The 18,213-nt window shown below is 40.9% G+C and carries 16 protein-coding genes; 5 read left to right on the top strand and 11 right to left on the bottom strand.

Features of this window, described 5'->3' with window-relative positions:
• Positions 1 to 70 precede the first annotated feature (70 nt).
• From cntA to I6L31_RS16140, 4 genes are all read right to left on the bottom strand, one after another.
• Complete coding sequence (gene cntA, locus I6L31_RS16155) at positions 71 to 1,186, bottom strand: carnitine monooxygenase subunit alpha (RefSeq protein WP_004990105.1); 1,116 nt, start codon at positions 1,184 to 1,186, stop codon at positions 71 to 73.
• Positions 1,187 to 1,250: 64 nt separating this feature from the next.
• Positions 1,251 to 2,204, bottom strand: a complete 954-nt coding sequence (locus I6L31_RS16150; RefSeq protein ID WP_004990106.1) for an alpha/beta hydrolase — start codon at positions 2,202 to 2,204, stop codon at positions 1,251 to 1,253.
• A complete protein-coding gene (locus I6L31_RS16145; protein WP_171064987.1) occupies positions 2,201 to 3,856 on the bottom strand; it encodes a BCCT family transporter in 1,656 nt (551 codons plus the stop codon). The genes I6L31_RS16150 and I6L31_RS16145 overlap by 4 nt, the downstream gene beginning before the upstream one ends.
• Positions 3,857 to 3,895: 39 nt before the next feature.
• Positions 3,896 to 5,008 (bottom strand): tartrate dehydrogenase, encoded by a 1,113-nt coding sequence (locus tag I6L31_RS16140; protein WP_004990110.1) that lies wholly within the window; start codon positions 5,006 to 5,008, stop codon positions 3,896 to 3,898.
• Positions 5,009 to 5,108: 100 nt separating this feature from the next.
• Here I6L31_RS16140 and I6L31_RS16135 point away from each other — a divergent pair, with 100 nt between their 5' ends.
• The gene (locus tag I6L31_RS16135) at positions 5,109 to 6,089 is read left to right on the top strand and encodes a LysR family transcriptional regulator (protein WP_004990112.1); all 981 of its coding nucleotides are present in this window, start codon (positions 5,109 to 5,111) and stop codon (positions 6,087 to 6,089) included.
• A 57-nt stretch (positions 6,090 to 6,146) separates the two neighbouring features.
• Here the strand turns inward: I6L31_RS16135 and I6L31_RS16130 are convergent, their stop codons facing one another.
• The 5 genes from I6L31_RS16130 to I6L31_RS16110 all read right to left on the bottom strand — a co-directional run bounded on the left by I6L31_RS16130 (position 6,147) and on the right by I6L31_RS16110 (position 12,563).
• Positions 6,147 to 7,331, bottom strand: a complete 1,185-nt coding sequence (locus I6L31_RS16130) for a hypothetical protein (protein ID WP_005003472.1) — start codon at positions 7,329 to 7,331, stop codon at positions 6,147 to 6,149.
• Between the two features lie 157 nt (positions 7,332 to 7,488).
• The gene (locus tag I6L31_RS16125; protein WP_005003471.1) at positions 7,489 to 8,607 is read right to left on the bottom strand and encodes an ABC transporter permease; all 1,119 of its coding nucleotides are present in this window, start codon (positions 8,605 to 8,607) and stop codon (positions 7,489 to 7,491) included.
• A gap of 5 nt (positions 8,608 to 8,612) precedes the next feature.
• Complete coding sequence (locus I6L31_RS16120; RefSeq protein WP_005003468.1) at positions 8,613 to 9,740, bottom strand: ABC transporter permease; 1,128 nt, start codon at positions 9,738 to 9,740, stop codon at positions 8,613 to 8,615.
• Positions 9,740 to 11,551: an ATP-binding cassette domain-containing protein gene (locus I6L31_RS16115; RefSeq protein WP_005003466.1), complete on the bottom strand. Its 1,812-nt coding sequence runs from the start codon at positions 11,549 to 11,551 to the stop codon at positions 9,740 to 9,742. Before I6L31_RS16115 ends, I6L31_RS16120 begins: the two co-directional genes overlap by 1 nt.
• A gap of 10 nt (positions 11,552 to 11,561) precedes the next feature.
• Positions 11,562 to 12,563 carry an HlyD family efflux transporter periplasmic adaptor subunit gene (locus tag I6L31_RS16110; RefSeq protein WP_005003464.1) on the bottom strand — a complete coding sequence of 334 codons (1,002 nt, stop codon included), beginning with the start codon at positions 12,561 to 12,563 and terminating at the stop codon, positions 11,562 to 11,564.
• A 112-nt stretch (positions 12,564 to 12,675) separates the two neighbouring features.
• On the opposite strand from I6L31_RS16110, the gene I6L31_RS16105 reads away from it, so the two are divergent.
• Positions 12,676 to 13,311, top strand: a complete 636-nt coding sequence (locus I6L31_RS16105; RefSeq protein WP_004990122.1) for a TetR/AcrR family transcriptional regulator — start codon at positions 12,676 to 12,678, stop codon at positions 13,309 to 13,311.
• Between the two features lie 47 nt (positions 13,312 to 13,358).
• Here I6L31_RS16105 and I6L31_RS16100 read toward each other — a convergent pair whose 3' ends face one another.
• Entirely contained in the window at positions 13,359 to 14,285 is a 927-nt protein-coding gene (locus I6L31_RS16100) for a LysR family transcriptional regulator (RefSeq protein WP_004990125.1), read from the bottom strand.
• 143 nt (positions 14,286 to 14,428) lie between these two features.
• Here I6L31_RS16100 and I6L31_RS16095 point away from each other — a divergent pair, with 143 nt between their 5' ends.
• The 3 genes from I6L31_RS16095 to I6L31_RS16085 all read left to right on the top strand — a co-directional run bounded on the left by I6L31_RS16095 (position 14,429) and on the right by I6L31_RS16085 (position 17,709).
• On the top strand, positions 14,429 to 15,484 hold the full coding sequence (locus tag I6L31_RS16095) for an aromatic ring-hydroxylating oxygenase subunit alpha (protein ID WP_005003462.1): 1,056 nt from the start codon (positions 14,429 to 14,431) through the stop codon (positions 15,482 to 15,484).
• 195 nt (positions 15,485 to 15,679) lie between these two features.
• Positions 15,680 to 16,162, top strand: a complete 483-nt coding sequence (gene greB / locus I6L31_RS16090) for a transcription elongation factor GreB (protein ID WP_005003461.1) — start codon at positions 15,680 to 15,682, stop codon at positions 16,160 to 16,162.
• 434 nt (positions 16,163 to 16,596) lie between these two features.
• Positions 16,597 to 17,709, top strand: coding sequence for an MltF family protein (locus I6L31_RS16085; RefSeq protein ID WP_004990131.1), 1,113 nt, complete (start codon positions 16,597 to 16,599; stop codon positions 17,707 to 17,709).
• Positions 17,710 to 17,787: 78 nt separating this feature from the next.
• Here the strand turns inward: I6L31_RS16085 and I6L31_RS16080 are convergent, their stop codons facing one another.
• A complete protein-coding gene (locus I6L31_RS16080; RefSeq protein WP_004990135.1) occupies positions 17,788 to 18,171 on the bottom strand; it encodes an SCP2 sterol-binding domain-containing protein in 384 nt (127 codons plus the stop codon).
• Between the last annotated feature and the right edge of the window lie 42 nt (positions 18,172 to 18,213).

Below are 18,213 nucleotides of genomic sequence, written 5' to 3'. Positions count from 1 at the left end.
TCCTATCGATTGAAGCAAGGTGTGGCTTTATCGTTTGCCACACCTTCCTTATCTAATACCTGAGACAAAATTATTGATGGTGTTGCGCAACAAGATTCTGGAAATACGCAATACCGTGCTCACTGATTCCTGAACGTTGCTTGTCGGTCATAATCCGGCCCTGACCACGATAACCCCGTGATTTCAAGCCACGTTGTACGCTTTCAACCAGTTCCAGATCTTCAGGACGGAAGACATTGCGATACCATTCGATCAAATCTTTCTGATCTTGAGTCAACTCTTCATTGGTGAAGAAAATATCGTAGTGCTGCAAAGTGGTTTCCGCATCCATCGGAAACTCATAGATCACGGTCATAAAGTTTGCACCCGGCGGTACGTTAAACATGGTGCACGGCCACGTCCAGAAACCACTAAATGTCGGATCTTTTACTGATGGATCAAGCTTGAATGACTTTTCTGAAGAACGTGCATAACCATATTGCAGTGTCCAGTTTTGATGCGTGGTATGCCAATATTTATCCACCTGTACAGAGTCTGCAAAACCAGGATGCGCTGGACCACAGTGATAACATTCTAAATAGTTATCCACGATCACTTTCCAGTTCGCAGGTGTTTCCGTCACAAACCGTGCAGCCAGCTTCAAGTCTTTAATTACAGCACAAGCTTCATTCAGTTTTTGTGCAAATTCAGGCAACTGATCTTCAACACAAGTGGCATTTTCATCCATATTGATAAAGACAAAACCGCCATATTCTTCAACTTTTAATGGCACCATGCTGGAGTTTTGCTTATCAAAAGATTCAACATGATCACAGTTACGCGCCAATGCCAAGCTACCATCTAACTTAAAGGTCCATGCATGGTAGGGACAGGTAATCACGTTTTTGGCTTTGCCACTGCCATTTAACAACTCATGGCCACGATGCGGGCAGACATTATAAAATGCACGTAATACGCTGTCTTTGCCGCGAATCACGATAATATTTTCACCAATTACCTTACGGGTAATATAGTCATTGGCTTGGGCGACTTCACTGCCATGTGCCACGCAAATCCAACTTTTCGCAAAAATTTCTTCTTTTTCACGCTCAAACACCTGAGATGAGGTATAGAACACTTTTGGAAATGTCCATGCCACATCTGGGTTTGAACAGAAATCTTCTGGTAATTTTTCAACTGCATTCATGGTTTTACTCCATTAAAATGTTTTGTCCTAAAGACCGTTTTATCAAAATTGGCTGATGTTCAAATCACTTGAACATTTGCTTTAACGAACTCAGCATCTGCTGATATAAATCCTGCACCACAGGACAATCCCGTACTAAACGTAAACTGCCATGTAGTAATCCTTTGCCGAGATAAAACTCGGCGGCAATATTGGCTTGTTTTAACTTGTCCACAAAAATACGCCCATCGTCACTCAGTGGATCGTATTCAGCCACCGCAACAAAGCTACGTGGCATGTCACTCAAATCTTCTGCCAAAAGTGGTGTTAAACGAGTGTCCTGCCAGTCGCTTGCATTCAGTGCATATTCACTTAAGTAATAATGCATTTCCTCGAGTGTCAGTAACGGCGCCCGTGCATGTTGCTGACAAGACGCAGTATCAAAACTGCTGCCCAAACATGGATAGATCAAAGCCAAACCACAAGCCTGCACACCTGTATGTTGTAACTGAACCGCCAATGCCGCAGCTAAATTGCCTCCTGCACTGTCGCCAGCTAACACAATCTGCGTTGGATCAATGTTCCAGTCTGCGCCATGCGCGCGGAGCCAGTGATAGACCGTTTCACAGTCTTCATAAGCAGCGGGAAAATGATGTTCTGGTACCAAACGATAATCCACACTCAGTACTGCAACATTCAGATCACGACATAAATAGCGAGTAATAAATTCATGTGAATCTAGATTCCCCACCATCCAGCCACCACCATGGATAAACAGAATACAAGGCCAACCCGCTTCAGGTGCCTCACCCAGTGGGGAATACAACCGAACATTGACGGGATGAGTGGCATGCGCAACGGTTTTATCTTCAATATTGACCGCACCATCGCGTGGCAAGGTGTAATGCAGGCACATGGCATCGTAGGCTGCACGAATTGAATCAATATCGTTATCCGCTGCTGAATAAATGCTGCTCCAATACACCAGACTTTGCATTTCTTCGCTTAACTCATAGCGCGTGTTCGGTTGCTGTGTCATAACAATTCCTTTTGACTACTTTTATGTGCAAGTGGTGTTGCAGCAATATCAATCTGCATCTGTTGATTTGAATCAGTATGCTCAAGGGCTTCCAGCTCACTAAAGCTACTCTGCTCGATCAAATGTGATGGCACCTTGGAATAATCCTCAATCAGCCACTTCACCAAACCATAAGTCTGCACCAGAATAATCACAATAAACGGCAAGGCAGTCACAATCGTCGCAGTTTTCATGGTGTCTAACGGCGCCTTAGAGAAGATCATCGCAATCGGCACTAGGGTTAACATCAGACACCAAAACAAACGCGCATTCGGAGATGGATCTTGCCCTTCACTTAAACCGCGGGTACAGGTTGCAGAAACCGCATAGCCCACCGCATCCATATGTGCTGCAAGGAAAATCACCATAATGCCAAGGAACAACCACATCATCAGCTTGCCTGCTGGCAATAAACCGAGTAGCTGCCCAATTGCCACTTCACCGCCTTGCTGACTCAAGATTTGCGGCACATTGACCATGCCGTGAATAAAGCTATGAACGCTGTAATTTTCAAATACGCCAAAGATGAACCATAAACCAACGCTACCGCCGATGACCATGGCAAGAATCACTTCTTTAATGGTACGGCCTTTTGAGACACGTGTTACGAATAGCGCGACACCTGGTGCATAAGAAATCCACCATAACCAATAGAACACCGTCCATTCACGGGTGAATTTTCCATCGCCCATCGGGTCGGTAAACAGACTCATATCGACAAAGTTAGTCGCCATCAAACCAAAACTCATCAATGAATTATTCATAATGAATTGGGTTGGCCCAAAGCAGAGCACGTAGATCGCGAACAGCACCACACCCAAGCACACCATATGACTCAAACGCTGCATGCCTTTATCCATACCGACATAGGAGCTGAGTGCAAATAACACCGACACCGCCAATATAATGATGACTTTGGTCATGAAGGTATTGGGAATACCCGTGAGTTGCGACAGAATGTTGGTAAAAGTGACCGCAGTCAAAACCAGTGAAATGGTCAAGGCACCAAACATACACAGCAAGAACATCAGATCAACGACACGTCCAACAGGTCCTGTCGCTTTAAAGCCAGTGACCGCTTCCACCATTGACGCTAAGCTCAGGCCTTTATTCTTTCTGACATGGTAGCTGTAACACAGTGAAATCGATGCCAAAGCATAGATCGACCATGCACTCAAACCGGAGTGAAAGAAGGAATAAGCCACACTGTATTTCAGTGCTTCAGCCGATTCAGGGGCTAAATTCAAACCCGGAGTTTGGTAGTAATAGGCCCAGTCTAGAAATCCCCAGTACAAGGTAGAAGATCCAATCCCCGACAAAATGAACATGAAAATCCATGACATGGTGCTGTATTGGGGCTTACCTTCACCAAGCTTGATTTTGCTGTATTTGCTAAAGGCCAAACCGAAGGTAAAAATAATTGATAAAAACGTAAATAAAAGCACTGGCGTGGTAAACACCGACGTGGTCCACTGCATCCATTTTGCAGCCAGTTGTATTGATTCAGATGAGTAGATTGCCAAACCAGCCACCGATGTAAATACAACGGCAAGACTGGTGATCGCAAGCGTCTTATCTGTATAAGGTTTTGTAATTTGATTATCCATATCTATTCAATCCATCTCGGATAGTGACTATTCCCTCAGGGGTACTTACTCCATTGCGAATAAATCCATTTTTTGCTGAGTCAAACAGGATGCAATCGCATCACCCACTTCATAGGTCTTGGCAGTTCCACCGACATCAGGCGTTTTCGGGCCATGCATCAACACATGCTCAATTGCCTGCATGATTTCCTGTCCTGCCTGAATGACCTGCTCATCTCCATCTGCCAAGAAATCCAACATCATCGCACCCGACCAGATCGCCGCAATCGGATTGGCAATTTTCTGACCGTAAATATCAGGTGCTGAACCATGTACAGGCTCAAACAATGACGGGAATTTACGTTCAGGGTTGAGGTTTGCCGAAGCCGCCAAACCAATGGTACCCGTGCATGCAGGGCCTAAATCCGACAAGATGTCACCAAATAAATTCGATGCCACCACCACATCAAAACGCTCAGGCTGTAGAACAAAACGTGCCGCTAAAATATCGACATGCTGTTTATCTGCCTTGATCTGTGGATAGCGTTTTGCCATTTCATCGACACGTTCGTCCCAGTACGGCATGCTGACTGCAATGCCATTGGATTTGGTCGCAGCCGTGATTTTTTTAGCCTCACGCTGATCAGCAAATTCAAATGCATATTTTAAAATACGGTCAACACCATGACGGGTAAACACCGCTTCCTGCAAGACAAACTCACGATCAGTACCTTCAAAGGCTTTACCACCAATGGCAGAATACTCACCTTCGCTGTTTTCACGCACCACATAAAAATCGATATCGCCCGGTTGCTTGCCAGCCAGTGGACATTTCACCCCAGGCATTAACCGAACAGGACGTAAATTCACATACTGATCAAAACGACGACGGAACTGGAGTAATGATCCCCATAGTGAAATGTGATCAGGCACCTTTTCAGGCCAACCCACCGCACCAAAGAAGATAGCATCATATTCCTGTAAGACTTCGAACCAGTTATCTGGCATCATTTTGCCGTGTTCAAGGTAATAATCGCAGCTGGCCCAATCGAAGCTATCCATTTGAACTTGAATGCCATATTTGTCTACTGCCGCCTTTACAACCTTGATGCCTTCTGGTAGAACTTCTAAACCAATCCCATCACCCGCAATCGTGGCAACTTTATACTTTTTTGCCATAACGCTCCCTTACACCTTTGGTTAATATCCTTAGCTGTAAACATGCTGTTTTCAGCAAAAATGATCAATAAGAAAACTATCACCCCAATGGACACGGATCGTGAATAATCTACCTAACCTATCGGATTTAAAGGTTTTTTGCACAGTCGCCAAACGCAAGAGTTTTGTCGATTCAGCTGAGGAGCTGGGTGCTTCACCTGCATTTATCAGTAAACGCATCAATATTTTAGAAACCAACCTGAACTGCAAACTGTTTCATCGTAGTACTCGACACGTGAGCTTAACTGAAGATGGCAAACTCATTTTGGATCGTGTATCAAATATTCTGGATGAATTTGATGAAATCAGTGAACTGGTGAATAACCCCTTAAGCACGCCCACAGGTCATCTCGACATTGTCAGCAGCTTCGGTTTTGGGAGAAAGCATATTGCGCCGATCTTATCTAAATTGATGACCATGTATCCCAAACTCGAAATTCAGTTTGATACCATCGATAACACCAAAGACCTGATTCAACACAGCATTGATCTGGATATTCGCATTGGCAATGATATTGCCCCCAATATGATCGCTAAAAAATTAGCATCTAATTTTCGGATTTTCTGTGCATCACCTAGCTATCTAATGAAAAATGGAATACCTGAAAGTCTAGAAGATCTGCGGACTCATGATTGTTTAACTATTAGTGAACGTGACCAATCCTCAGTGCTGTGGAAACTTCGTCATTGGTCAGAAGATCGGTCAGTACACGTTACTCCACGTTTCGTATCTAATAACGGTGAAATTATTCACCAATTAGCAACCGAGGGGCATGGTATTATCCTACGTTCAATCTGGGATGTGGCTGATGAATTGATTAGCGGTCAGTTACAGCATATCTTGCCTCAGTACTGGCAAGATGCTGATGTTTGGGCGGTGTATCCTTCACGTTTAAAAAGTTCATCTAAACTACAGACCTGTATCCTATTTATTCAAAATGAACTGATCAACCGTTTACAACATATTCAGAATCTAAGTCGTGGTCAGTTGATCCAACCGATTGAACCAATCACCCAACAGACAGAAAAAGTCTTTTTGTAGCAAAGAAGCCAGCCTCATGATTAAATTTGGCTGGCCTTATACATGGGATTGACGGCTTTAGAAATAATAGCCAATCGATAAATAAAATAACTTATTCCATTGATTACTATCACCTTGAGCAAGTCCATCTGCACCACTACCTGTCATGGGATCATTACGACTCAAGATATATTCTCCCTGTATTCCCACTTTTTTATAGTTAAAATATAAACCCGCAATTAAACGATCAGAATCTTGATATCCAGATTCATCTTTATAGAAACGACTATAAGATACATATGGCTTAATATTTTCTAACTGATGGAAGGGCTTGGCAAAAGTATAATTAATCTCATTAGCCATATATTGGCCTTTATTGGCGACTTGATAAGGATAATCAAATGCCCCAATCGTTGAAGTGTTTGGCAGCAAATCATCTCCATTTTTGATATTTTGCTCTCCAAATAAAAATAACCATTGCCACGCCTGATAATTAGTGGTGCTAAAAATGCTCCATGTACGACGATTTCCATGTTGATCAGTGCGATGATTTTGCAGTTCTGAATACCAGTACGATCCTCCAATTTCAGTCGAAAAGTTTTCTGTAGCATTCAATTCAAATTTCCGTGAAAAACGTGTGATCCACATATTTTTCTCATTAATATCAGTACCTTGAGTCAAATCATCAGCTTCAACGAAGTTACCACTATAACGACTGGAATCTTTAGAAGTCCCTTTATAATTTCCACCATCAGTAGGATAAAAACCTAAAATAAAATTGTATTGATCATCCTTAAATTGATACTTCATCCCTAAATTTTGAATATCTTCTAGCCCTACAGTATTGAGCAAAGTTTCATAATAGCTATTGCCCCATAGTCGTCCAAATCCAAAATCGACTGATTGAAAACCAACTGAGATGCGCTGCTGATTTGAAATTTTATAACCTGCCCATGCATCTTTTAAAAATAATGCGTCACACAATCGATGATATTGATAGCAACGCAAATCTAATGATGCAATCCAATCTGGATTTTCATAGATTAAAACTGTTTTAATATCAGCAAGTTGCCAGTCATCATTTTTTGAACCTTCATTTGCTTCAACCACATAATCCTTATGAATATATCGAGTGCGAATTGCGCCAGAAAGTTTCAATTGACCTATATCTGTGCTTGGATCGCCAATGCTTAAATCCGAGGCATACATTGGCATACTACTAAAAAGCCCTATTGATCCTAAAAAAAGAAGTGTCCTCTTCATAGTTTTACATCCTTGTTTAAACTCATGTAAAAATGAAGAAATTCAACTCAATGAACAATGGCTAAACTATGAAGTCGGTTTTTACAAAACGTGTTTAATCCTTATTCTCAGCTAGTAAAATACAGTATGAAAAATAATAAAACTATCCAAACATTATTTAAGATAAACGATTTCTAAATAGCCACGCAGCCAATGGCAAAGTAATAATTGCTAAGACAAACATAGGTACAAAATCATTTTTTACCTGTTTAAAAGTTGCTCCTTCCAGATAAACCCTTTGCACCAAATCAATTCCAAAACGTAAAGGATTGGCATACGTCGCAATTTGTAGAACATGTGGCATATTCTGTATAGGGGTTAGCAATCCGGATAACAACATTAAAGGCATGATCAAAAAGAAAGTAAATAACATCGCCTGTTGCATATTGAGGGAAATTGCAGAAATTGATAAACCCACACCCACTACCGCAATGTTAAAACACAACAAACCAAAATATAAAAGTCCCAAAGAACCATTCATGGGAATATCGAACCAGAACATAATAATCAATAAAATAATAGTCGATTGTATTAAACCAATAAAAATAGGGGGTAATGCTTTACCAATCATGATGTGAAGCGGGGTATAAGGAGTCACTAAAAGCTGGTCAAATGTCCCTTGTTCGCGTTCTCGCGCAACTGAAAGTGAGGACAATAATAAAGTTTGCATCATACTCAAAGCAGCAATTAATGAAGGCATAATCCCCCATCTGGACTCCTGATTTGGGTTATACCATGTGCGTATTTCCAGTTGAAAAGGCGTTATATTTCCCAAACGCTCCTGATTTAAAGAACTCACAACATTAGTGATATAAGTGCCTGCCATTCCTGCGGTTGAGGAATTACGTCCATCTAAAATTACCTGTATAGGTGAGGATTGAGCACGGTTGAGCTTATCTTCGAAATCAGAAGGGATACTAATCACAGCTAAAGCTGTTCGCTGATCAATTACTTCTTTAATCTGTGAATGATCCTGAAGAGTGGCTGTTCGATGAAAAATACCAGAGCCATCCAGACGTGATAATAACTGTTGAGAAGCTTGCGTCTTACTTTGATCCAAGACCGCATAATCCACTCGGTTTACATCGTAATTTGCGGCATAGCCAAACAATAAAGCCTGAATCAAGGCAGGTGCAAATAAAATGACCCGATTGGCAGGATCACTAAAAATGGTCAGGAATTCCTTTTTGACTAATACCATCAAGTAATTCAACCACATCACGAAATTATGTATCATGGCTGTTACTCCAGACGTTTTTTGAGTGATCGACAGGATGCTGTCATTAAAATCACGACATACACCATCAAAATGCCACATTCTTTTAGCCAAAGTCCCCAGTCATCTCCGCCTAAAAATAGCGTTTTAATTAAAGACATAAAATGAGTCGCAGGCAAAATTTGGCTAATCGTTTGCACCAACCAAGGTAAATTTCGTGTATCAAAAACAAATCCCGATAACATCATTGCTGGCATAAAACTGACCAATAAAGCGATTTGACTAGCTTGAAACTGGCTGCTAGAAAAACCTGAAATCGTCAATCCCAATAACAATGAAACCAATAAATATAAAAATGAAGCACTCATAATCGAAAGTAATGAGCCACGAATGGGAACATCAAAAATCAAACTGGCAGCCAATAAACACATCACAATATCGATCATGCCAATCACGATATAAGGAATCAATTTGGATAAAACAATTTCCAATGGTCGAACTGGTGTCACAAATAAAGCTTCGAGCGTTCCCCGCTCTCGCTCCCTCGCGATTAATAATCCAGTGAGAAATGCACCAATCAAGGTCAATACCAATACCATTAATCCAGGAACTAAAAACCAAGTACTATTTGCTGACTCATTAAACCACATACGCTGTTCGACACTGATCAGGCCCAGCATTGAGCCCATATTATTTCGATCAGACTGAATGATTTGCGCTGTTTGCAATGCACCTGAAATATATCCCTGTAAAGCAGAGGCAATGGTGGTTGATCGACCATTAGTAATGACTTGTATGGTTGCAGTATTTTGTGCGCTTTGCTGTGCAAAATCAGAAGGTAAATTGACAATAGCATCTATTTCAGCGCGTCCCATCGCCTGTTCAGCTTGATAAAAACTGCTATAAGGCGTTGCGGTGATATAGGGCGTTCCATTTAAACCTGCAAGTAATTGCTGACTTTGAGGCGTAATATTTTGTGCGACCACGCCTACCCGGCCATTATTTAAGTCGAAAGATAAGCCATAACCAAATAATAGAATCAAAATTAGCGGTAAAATCAGACCAATTGCTAAACTACTTTTATCTCTGAGTAGTTGCTGGATTTCCTTACGCGTTAAAGCAGCCACACGTAAAATGGAAGCTGACCATTTCATCAGACCGGCTCCTGCTGATGGGCACGAGATTGCTCTACAATTGCAATAAACGCGCGATTCATATCACTACTACTGCCTGTGCCTGCTTGTCGACGAACTTGTTTTGGAGAACCCAAAGCCAGCATCTTGCCAGCATCCTGTATCGCAATACGGTCACAATATTCTGCTTCTTCCATAAAGTGCGTAGTAATAATAATCGTCATACCCTGATCAGCTAGTTTCCCAATGGTGTACCAAAAGGCTCGTCTGGCTAAAGGATCAATGCCACTTGTCGGTTCGTCCAGAAAGACAATTTCTGGTTGATGCAATAAAGCAGCTGCCATCGACAAGCGCTGTTTAAATCCATTGGGTAAATCACCACTTCTGGCTTGTGGCTGAAGTTCAAATTGTTGTAAGGCTTTTTCAATTTGTTGTTTGAGCTTATTGCCCGATAAACCATAAGCTCCACCAAAAAATTTTAAATTTTCCAGAACTGTTAAATTTCCATAGAGTGCGAATTTTTGGGAAACATAACCAATACGCGCCCGTGCTTTTGCTCGAGCATGACGCAAATTTAATCCAGCAACTTCAAGTGTCCCGCTTGTTGCAGGTAACAACCCGCATAGCATTCTAAATGTCGTGGTTTTACCCGCACCATTTGGGCCAAGCAAACCAAAAATTTCTCCTCGTTTGACATCAAAAGAGGTGCTAGCCACAGCGGTAAAATCCCCAAACTTTCGTACTAAATCTTTAACGACAATTACAGACTCAACTGGTACCTTAGCCACTTGCACATTAGCCACTTGAACATCCGTCATTTGCACCGTAGAAACCGAATCATGTGCGGACTGAAGCGTGGTAGGAGCATGTTGCTGTGCCTGATGTAAAAACCACATAAAAGCATCTTCAAGTTCAGGTTCTCGAGCTGAAACTACCGCGCCCTTTGGTAATTGTTCATCGGGTAATTTAGGATGATCAGGACGGGTAATAAATCGAACTTCATCTCCTTTAGGTACCGCGTCCGTAATATATGAATGATTGTCCAATAAATGGGCTTGTAGTTCTCGTGCTTTCATCTGCTCGGGCGGCTTGACCTGCCACGTTAGTCCTCGAACCTGCTCGCTTAAATACTGTGGCGTTCCTTGTTGCAGTATTTTCCCGTCATACATCACATAAACTTCAGCGCAGCGTTCGGCTTCATCCATATATGCGGTACTGATAATTACGCTTAAACTTTCTTCTTTCACTAGCTGTTCAATAATCAGCCATAAATCACGTCTGGACAAAGGATCAACCCCTACACTAGGTTCATCAAAAAGTAATAACTCGGGTGATCGGACCAAAGTACAAGCTAAACCCAGTTTTTGTTTCATACCACCAGATAGATTGCCCGCGGGTCTTTGGGTAAACTTACTAAGATCTGTAATCTCTAATAATCGAGCAAAACGTTGTTTGCGTATTTCAAGGGGAACGCCATGCAAATCTGCGTAGAGGTCTAGATTTTCCTGAACAGTTAAATCTTCATATAAACCAAACCGTTGTGGCATATAACTAATACGATTCTGTACGGCTTGCGGATTTTGGCAAATATCAATCCCTAATACCTGTAAAGAACCTGAAGTGGGTTGATACAACCCCGCGATTAAACGCAAAAATGTGGTTTTCCCTGCACCATCTGGTCCGACCAAAGCAGTCAGTTGCCCTGATCTTATTTGTATATTTAAATCCTGAAGAGCACAAATATCAGGCATTTTTTTATTTTCTGCGCGAAAGACCTGTCGCAAATTTTGCGTAATCACCACATCAGATGTATGGTTTAGCAAGTCATTCATAAGCAATTACTCACTGCGTCTTGGCAATTTTAACGGTCACAGGTTGACCCATTTTTAATTGGTCGTGAGGATCATTTACATAAACTCGAACCTCATAAACCAAAGTGGTTCGAATATCCTCCGTTTGCACTGTTTTAGGTGTAAATTCTGCTACAGAAGAGATGTAACCAATCTTGCCCGAAATCGGCTGGTTTGGTTGTGAATCACGAAAAATTTGCGCCTGATTTCCTATTTTGATTAAACCCAATTGCTGTTCATTGGCATAGACACGTACCCACTTAGGATCTGTGAGTGCCAGTGTATAAACGACTTTTTGAGCCGTGGTCATATCCCCTACTTCTTGTAATCTAGCGCGTACTACAGCATTGACTGGTGAACGTAATACACTTTGGCTTAATTGATATTCAATCAAATTCAGATTCGCCTGACTGACGTCAAATTGTGCTTTGGTGGCAGCCCGATCTTCAGCCCTTGCCCCTTTTTCTAACAAAACAAGATTGGCTTGTTGTTCTTTGACCGTGGCAGCAGCAGTCTTCTGGCTGGCTCTAGCAAAATCGAGTTCCTGCTGACTCATGGCTTGCCCTGCGGTACTATTACTCAATGACTGTAAACGCTGAACATCTTTAGTGGCTTTTTCAAGCTGTGCTTGTGCAGAAGCCAACTGTGCTTGAGCTTGGGTAATTTGTTCAGGTCGAGTGCCTACTTGCTGTGCAATAACGGCTTGTTTTTGTACATTCAATTGCGCTTGTGCTTGTTGTTTTTGTATATCAAGTGCATCGGTATTAAGCTCTGCCAATATTTGCCCTTGATGAACTTGATCACCTTCCTGAACATTTAAGCGCTGAATACGCCCCGCCTGTTCAAACGCCAATGACACTTGTCGAATATCAACATTGCCATACAAGGTCAACTCCTGTTCTGAAGATTTATCTTTATTCCAATACCAATAGGCTACAAATGCTAGGGCAATGATCAGAACGACCAATATAGTCAAAATGACACTTTTCTTCATGTGAGTCGCCTTGAATAAAATTATTAAAGTTTAAATTCAATTTAAATTTAAATTACCTCAACTTGACAAAAAAATATATACTTAAAAAGCAAAATTTGATTTAGGTTATCTTATGTCCAGATCTCGTCGCCGCGATGGTGATTTAACAAAAGCGAAAATTATTGAAGCAGCAGGTCATTTAATTGCGCAAGAAGGTTTAGCTCAAACCACCAATAAAGCAATTGCCCAACTGGCTCAGGTCGATCTTGCCGCAATTAATTATCATTTTGAAGGACGAGATGGCTTATATAAAGCAGTTTTGGTAGAAGCCCATCGACATTATATCGACGAACAGCAATTGGCGGAGTTAGTACAAAGCTCACTCTCTCCTACTCGAAAACTGGAAGTTTTTTTTGAAACACTCATTCAGAAATTGGTTGAAAAAGATCTTTGGCATAGTAAAGTTTTTATTCGTGAGTTATTTGCCCCTTCCCCTTATTTAGAACAATTCATGGCACATGATGGTGCCAGAAAATTTCATTATATTCGCCAAATTATCAGTCAGGTCTCAGGACTAGATGAAAACCATCCCTCAATTTTGCCTTGTGTGCTAAGTGTCGTTGCACCATGTATGATGCTGATTATTGCCAGCAACAATGTTCCAACACCGCTACAAAATATTTCTCAGATGGACTCACAGCAATTACTTCAACATCTCATGACGTTCTCTCTAGCTGGTTTGCAAGCCATTAAGCAAAATCAGCCATAAGTAACCGATATTTTTAATTCATGTGAAGCCTTTAGTAGGCTTACAAACTATTTTTGGTCGTTAACATGGACTTTTAATGTTTCCATCTTTCGACTCAATTGTTGTATCAAGATTTGAGAAATTCTGGAAAGTTGACGACGTTGCCCTGCACAAAGCGCCAGTGTTAAAGGCTGAATGCCCTTTTCATGAATCGGAACAAACACTAACTCTTTATTTGCAACCGCTGTGTAAACATCCAGATAACTTAAAATTGCAATGCCCATATTTCTTTTTAACATGGAAATCATAAGACGAATATCATTGGTCAGGGTTTGATGTATAGGCACGATATGCTGCTTTTTATACATAGCCATCACTCGCTCATGAATAATTAAAGGAGCATCTGCCATGATATGACGACTTTCAAAGGTATCCGCCAGTGTGAGTTTGGACTGGGTAGCAAGAGCATGATCTGGACTCATGACAAAACCGATTGGAATTTCAATGAAAGATAAAACCTCAAGTTGAGTATGAATGATAGGATCTAAAATCAAACCAAAATCGATTTCGGTGTTGATAATTTTTTGAATAATCACTTTACTTTCATGGGTATGAATATTGAAGCTAATCCACGGATATTGCTGCTGTAAATCGGCTAAGGATTCAATCACAAAGCCATCACTCAAAGCAGAAATCAATCCTAATTCGATGGAACCACGCTTTAGCCCCTGTATCTCATCAAAACGAATACGGGTTTGCTGAAATTCTTTTTTCCAACGTAACAAATCTGAATAAAGTAATTCACCTGCGAGCGTTAGTTTTAAACCATTGGGCAAACGTTCAAAAAGTGCAATATCTAATTGTTCTTCAGCGAGCGCAATTTGGCGGTGCACAGCTGATACAGAAATAAAAAGCTGTTCTGCCGCTTTGTGTAAATTTTCGGTTTCAGCCACCACCAAAAAGTACTCAGCAAAGCGTGAAAATGGGACGTTCATCAATGTCATGGCCTAGCAAATACATCACGTTTAAGATCATTCTGTTTTTTAGAACAGTTTATACAAATCATTCTAATAGATAATATACAGCATCTATTCAATACTGCATCCAATCTCAGCAAAATTATCTACAAGGTGCAGCCATGAATGCCATCCCAGTGATCAATTTAATCAATAAACCGTGCAATAGCCAATTCGAAGATCGGGATTGGGAAATTCTTTCTCAACATTGGTATCCAGTGGCTCGCATTGAAGATGTTTCAACTCAACCGCAACAAGTGACATTGTTAGATGTCAAAATGGCATTGTATAAAACTGAATCTGGCGACATCCATCTGGTACGGGATATTTGCCCACATCGTGGTGTTCCTTTAACAAAAGGATGGGTGGAAGGTGAAGAAATTGTGTGTCCTTATCATGGTTTACGCTATAACGCAGCAGGCAAATGTACAAAAATACCTGCACAGCCAGAGCTCACCAAGATTTCAGATCGATTTCGTCTAAGCAAATTTCCTGTTGTGCAAAAATATGGGCTGATCTGGACCAGCATCCAAAACCACGATGTCGAATCTGCTCATTTCCCAGTGCTTGATACATGGGAAGATCCAGCTCATCAAGCCATTTTACCACCTTATGTAGATATCGCAGGTTCGAGTGGTCGTCAGCTTGAAGGATTTATTGATGTGGCACATTTTGCATGGGTACATCACGAAGCTTTTGCGAGCCGTGAAAATCCTGTCGTTCCTAAATATTCAACTATCAAAACAGATTATGGCCTCCAAACAGAATATGTCAGCGATGTAAGTAACTACCCGCACGGTTTGCAGCATTTAGCTCCTGAAGGTTTTTTATGGAAACGTGTGTTTGATGTTTATCCACCATTTTCGGCCATATTAACTGTTCATTTTCCTCATGATGGGATCCTCAAGATTTTAAATGCTTGCTGTCCAATCTCTCATAATAAAACTCGTTTATTTGTACCACTCACTCGTAATTTTGACACAACAGGTGATTTACAAGCTGTGTACGACTTTAATGCACAAATTTTTGCAGAGGATCAAGACATGGTGGAAGCACAAAAGCCTGAAGAATTACCGCTTGATTTGATGATGGAAGCACATTTTGAAGCCGATCGCTCTTCAACGATGTATCGTCGTATCTTGGCGGACTTAGGCTTGAGTAAACGCTATACAGTATGATGTATAGCTCAGGCTTTAACTCGACAGCCTATGCTTAAGATACCTCGGGTTGTGATCATTCCATTATTCAAAGTGCTGAAAACATAAAAAACTTGTCAAAACTTTACAATGCAGTTTTAACTTGTTGGAGATAAAAATGACCACCAGTTTGCGGACTGGTACAATCAGTTACTTTTTTTAAATATGGAGGGGTGGATGAACCGAAAATTATTAACAGCGGAAGGCTATCAACGTTTGCAAGATGAGTTAAATCATCTGGTACGTAAAGAACGACCTGAAATTACTAGTATTGTGTCTTGGGCAGCCAGTCTCGGCGATCGCTCTGAAAACGCAGACTACCACTATAATAAAAGAAAATTAAGAGAAATTGATCGTCGAATCAGATACTTGACCAAACTTTTTGAGATTGCACACAAAGTTGAATATAGTCCCGAACAAGACGGTAAAGCATATTTTGGTGCATGGGTGGCGTTAGAAAATGATGACGGAGAAACCATTCAGTTTCGTATTGTCGGCGATGAAGAAATTTATGGTCGCAAAGATTACATTTCCCTCCAGTCACCTATGGCAAAAGCGTGTTTAGGAAAAAGCATCGATGATGAAGTACAGGTCTTAACCCCTTCTGGCAAGAAAAACTGGTATATCATTGGGATCAGTTACTCAGATCCATCTGCATGAATCTCATACCAGCCCTTTAAAAAAAGCCAACTGGTTTGGTTTTGCGCCGACGATGCTCTTTAAGTGAAATTTCATGATCTCCACCAACTAAAACACAACATTGTCTTTACAAGAATTAGCATTTTATCCGTGATTTCAACATGTAGAAATTATATAAATACATCTCTTTTTTAAATCATTAACTTAGCAATTGGTCGGTATGTTTTTTATGCAGAATATTTGACATTTAGATTCAAGGTGATTATTATTCGCCCTGACTTACATTTGGTCATTTTTTAAACTATGTAGTATTTCTACATAGTGTCAGTTTTTCTATAGTCATTTTTTGAATGACGTCATGACTGCCCACCCCTCTTGGATTTACCAACTTGTTGAAAATCTGGAAGCATTTTGTCTGGATTTTTAGGGCGTAAATTATCTGTAGCGGAGACAACATGCACAGTAGTTCAACCACTGGATCGAGGCTTGGCCTAAATTCACTATTTCCGTCCATCCCATTTAGAGCCTTAGCGCTAAGCACCGCCCTCATTCCTTTTCATAGTATTAATGCGGGGAAAACACATCAATATAATGATGTCGTAAATAGCAGTACACTCACCGTTGTCGCAGTTGAATCTCCCACGACTGTGTTCAAAGAAGGTCAGTTTTTACATGGTTTTGGTTATGACCTTACCAGACAGTATGCAAAAAGTTTAAATGTTAAGCTGAATTTTAAAACTGTGAAAGACAATGCGACCGCCTTAAATATGGTTGCACAAGGCAAAGCAAACTTTGCCATGACTACTGCAACTTTTAAAACGGTCGAAAATAAGCATTTGATTTCATTTTCAGCCAGTTGCGGTGACGACGCCAATTTGGCCAAAAATGGTCTAAATACTCAATTGAATTGGGTATTTAAATATGCCGACGATCCACTTTCACAAACAGCCAGTGGATTTATTTGTCAAAGCAAACAAAACGGTATTACCGGCCAATTAGCGTCATTTTATAATCGCAACGTGGTCACGCCTGAATCATGGCCCACCATTAAACGTGATTTAGATAATCGCTTACCGATCTATAAGGCAAGTTTCAAGAAAACTGCTGAAAAGTATGATTTGGATTGGCAACTACTGGCTGCAATTGGTTATCAGGAATCGTATCTGAAACCTAATTCAGTTTCACCTACAGGTGTCCGTGGGCTGATGATGCTCACCAACAATACCGCACGGGCCATGGGTGTAACCGATCGTGTTGATCCAGCACAAAGTATTCAGGGTGGTGCAAAATATTATGATCTGATGCTCAGTCAATATCAGGATATCCCCTACCCAGACCGTAACTGGTATGCCTTAGTGGCTTATAACATGGGGCCAGGGGCCGTTAGTCAGATCCAGAAGCGTTTACAAAATCAAGGTAAGAACCCAAATAACTGGGTAGTTTTTTATGATTATTTAAATCGTAATAAAGCCAGTAATGGTCGTTATCGTCAGGCTGTACAGTATGTCACTCGCATTCGAGCCTATGTAGAGCACATTAAAACCAGTGAACGCTGGATTGATGTTTAATATTTGGATTTATCTTAAAGTCTGTTGGTGTTAAAAAAAGCTTAGTCCAAACAGACTAAGCTTTTTTATACCGCACGATTATGCTGTTTGTTCAAGCACTTTTTTGAACAAAGTTTTTTGTTCCTGACTCGGTTTAGCAGTCTGCAATGCCATCAATTGAGACATATCACCCTGTACTTTAATTTTACCCGTCATAAATGCCTGCATAGCCGCAGCCATATCAAACTCTAGAAACACTTTACGAAGAGTTTCAGCATCCATATTCAATGTTGTTTTTGCATTTGATGACAAACCCTTTTGAATTTTTCCGCCATCTAAAGCTAATTCGGTGTTGCCAGTAGAATCGGTAACAACAAGATTAATTGCCAAATTCGCCAATGCTGGTGGTAAATTTAAGTCACCTGCCTCAGCAGTTAATTGGTCGACAGTAGAAAACCAGTCATCAGTTAAAAATGCAGGCATGTTTTTTCCTCAAATATATTTGTTCAATTCCTTGTGTTGACT

Source organism: Acinetobacter septicus (genome assembly GCF_019355975.1).
In the GTDB taxonomy this organism is placed as follows: Bacteria; Pseudomonadota; Gammaproteobacteria; order Pseudomonadales; family Moraxellaceae; genus Acinetobacter; species Acinetobacter ursingii.
This window is presented reverse-complemented; position numbering and strand designations above follow the sequence as displayed.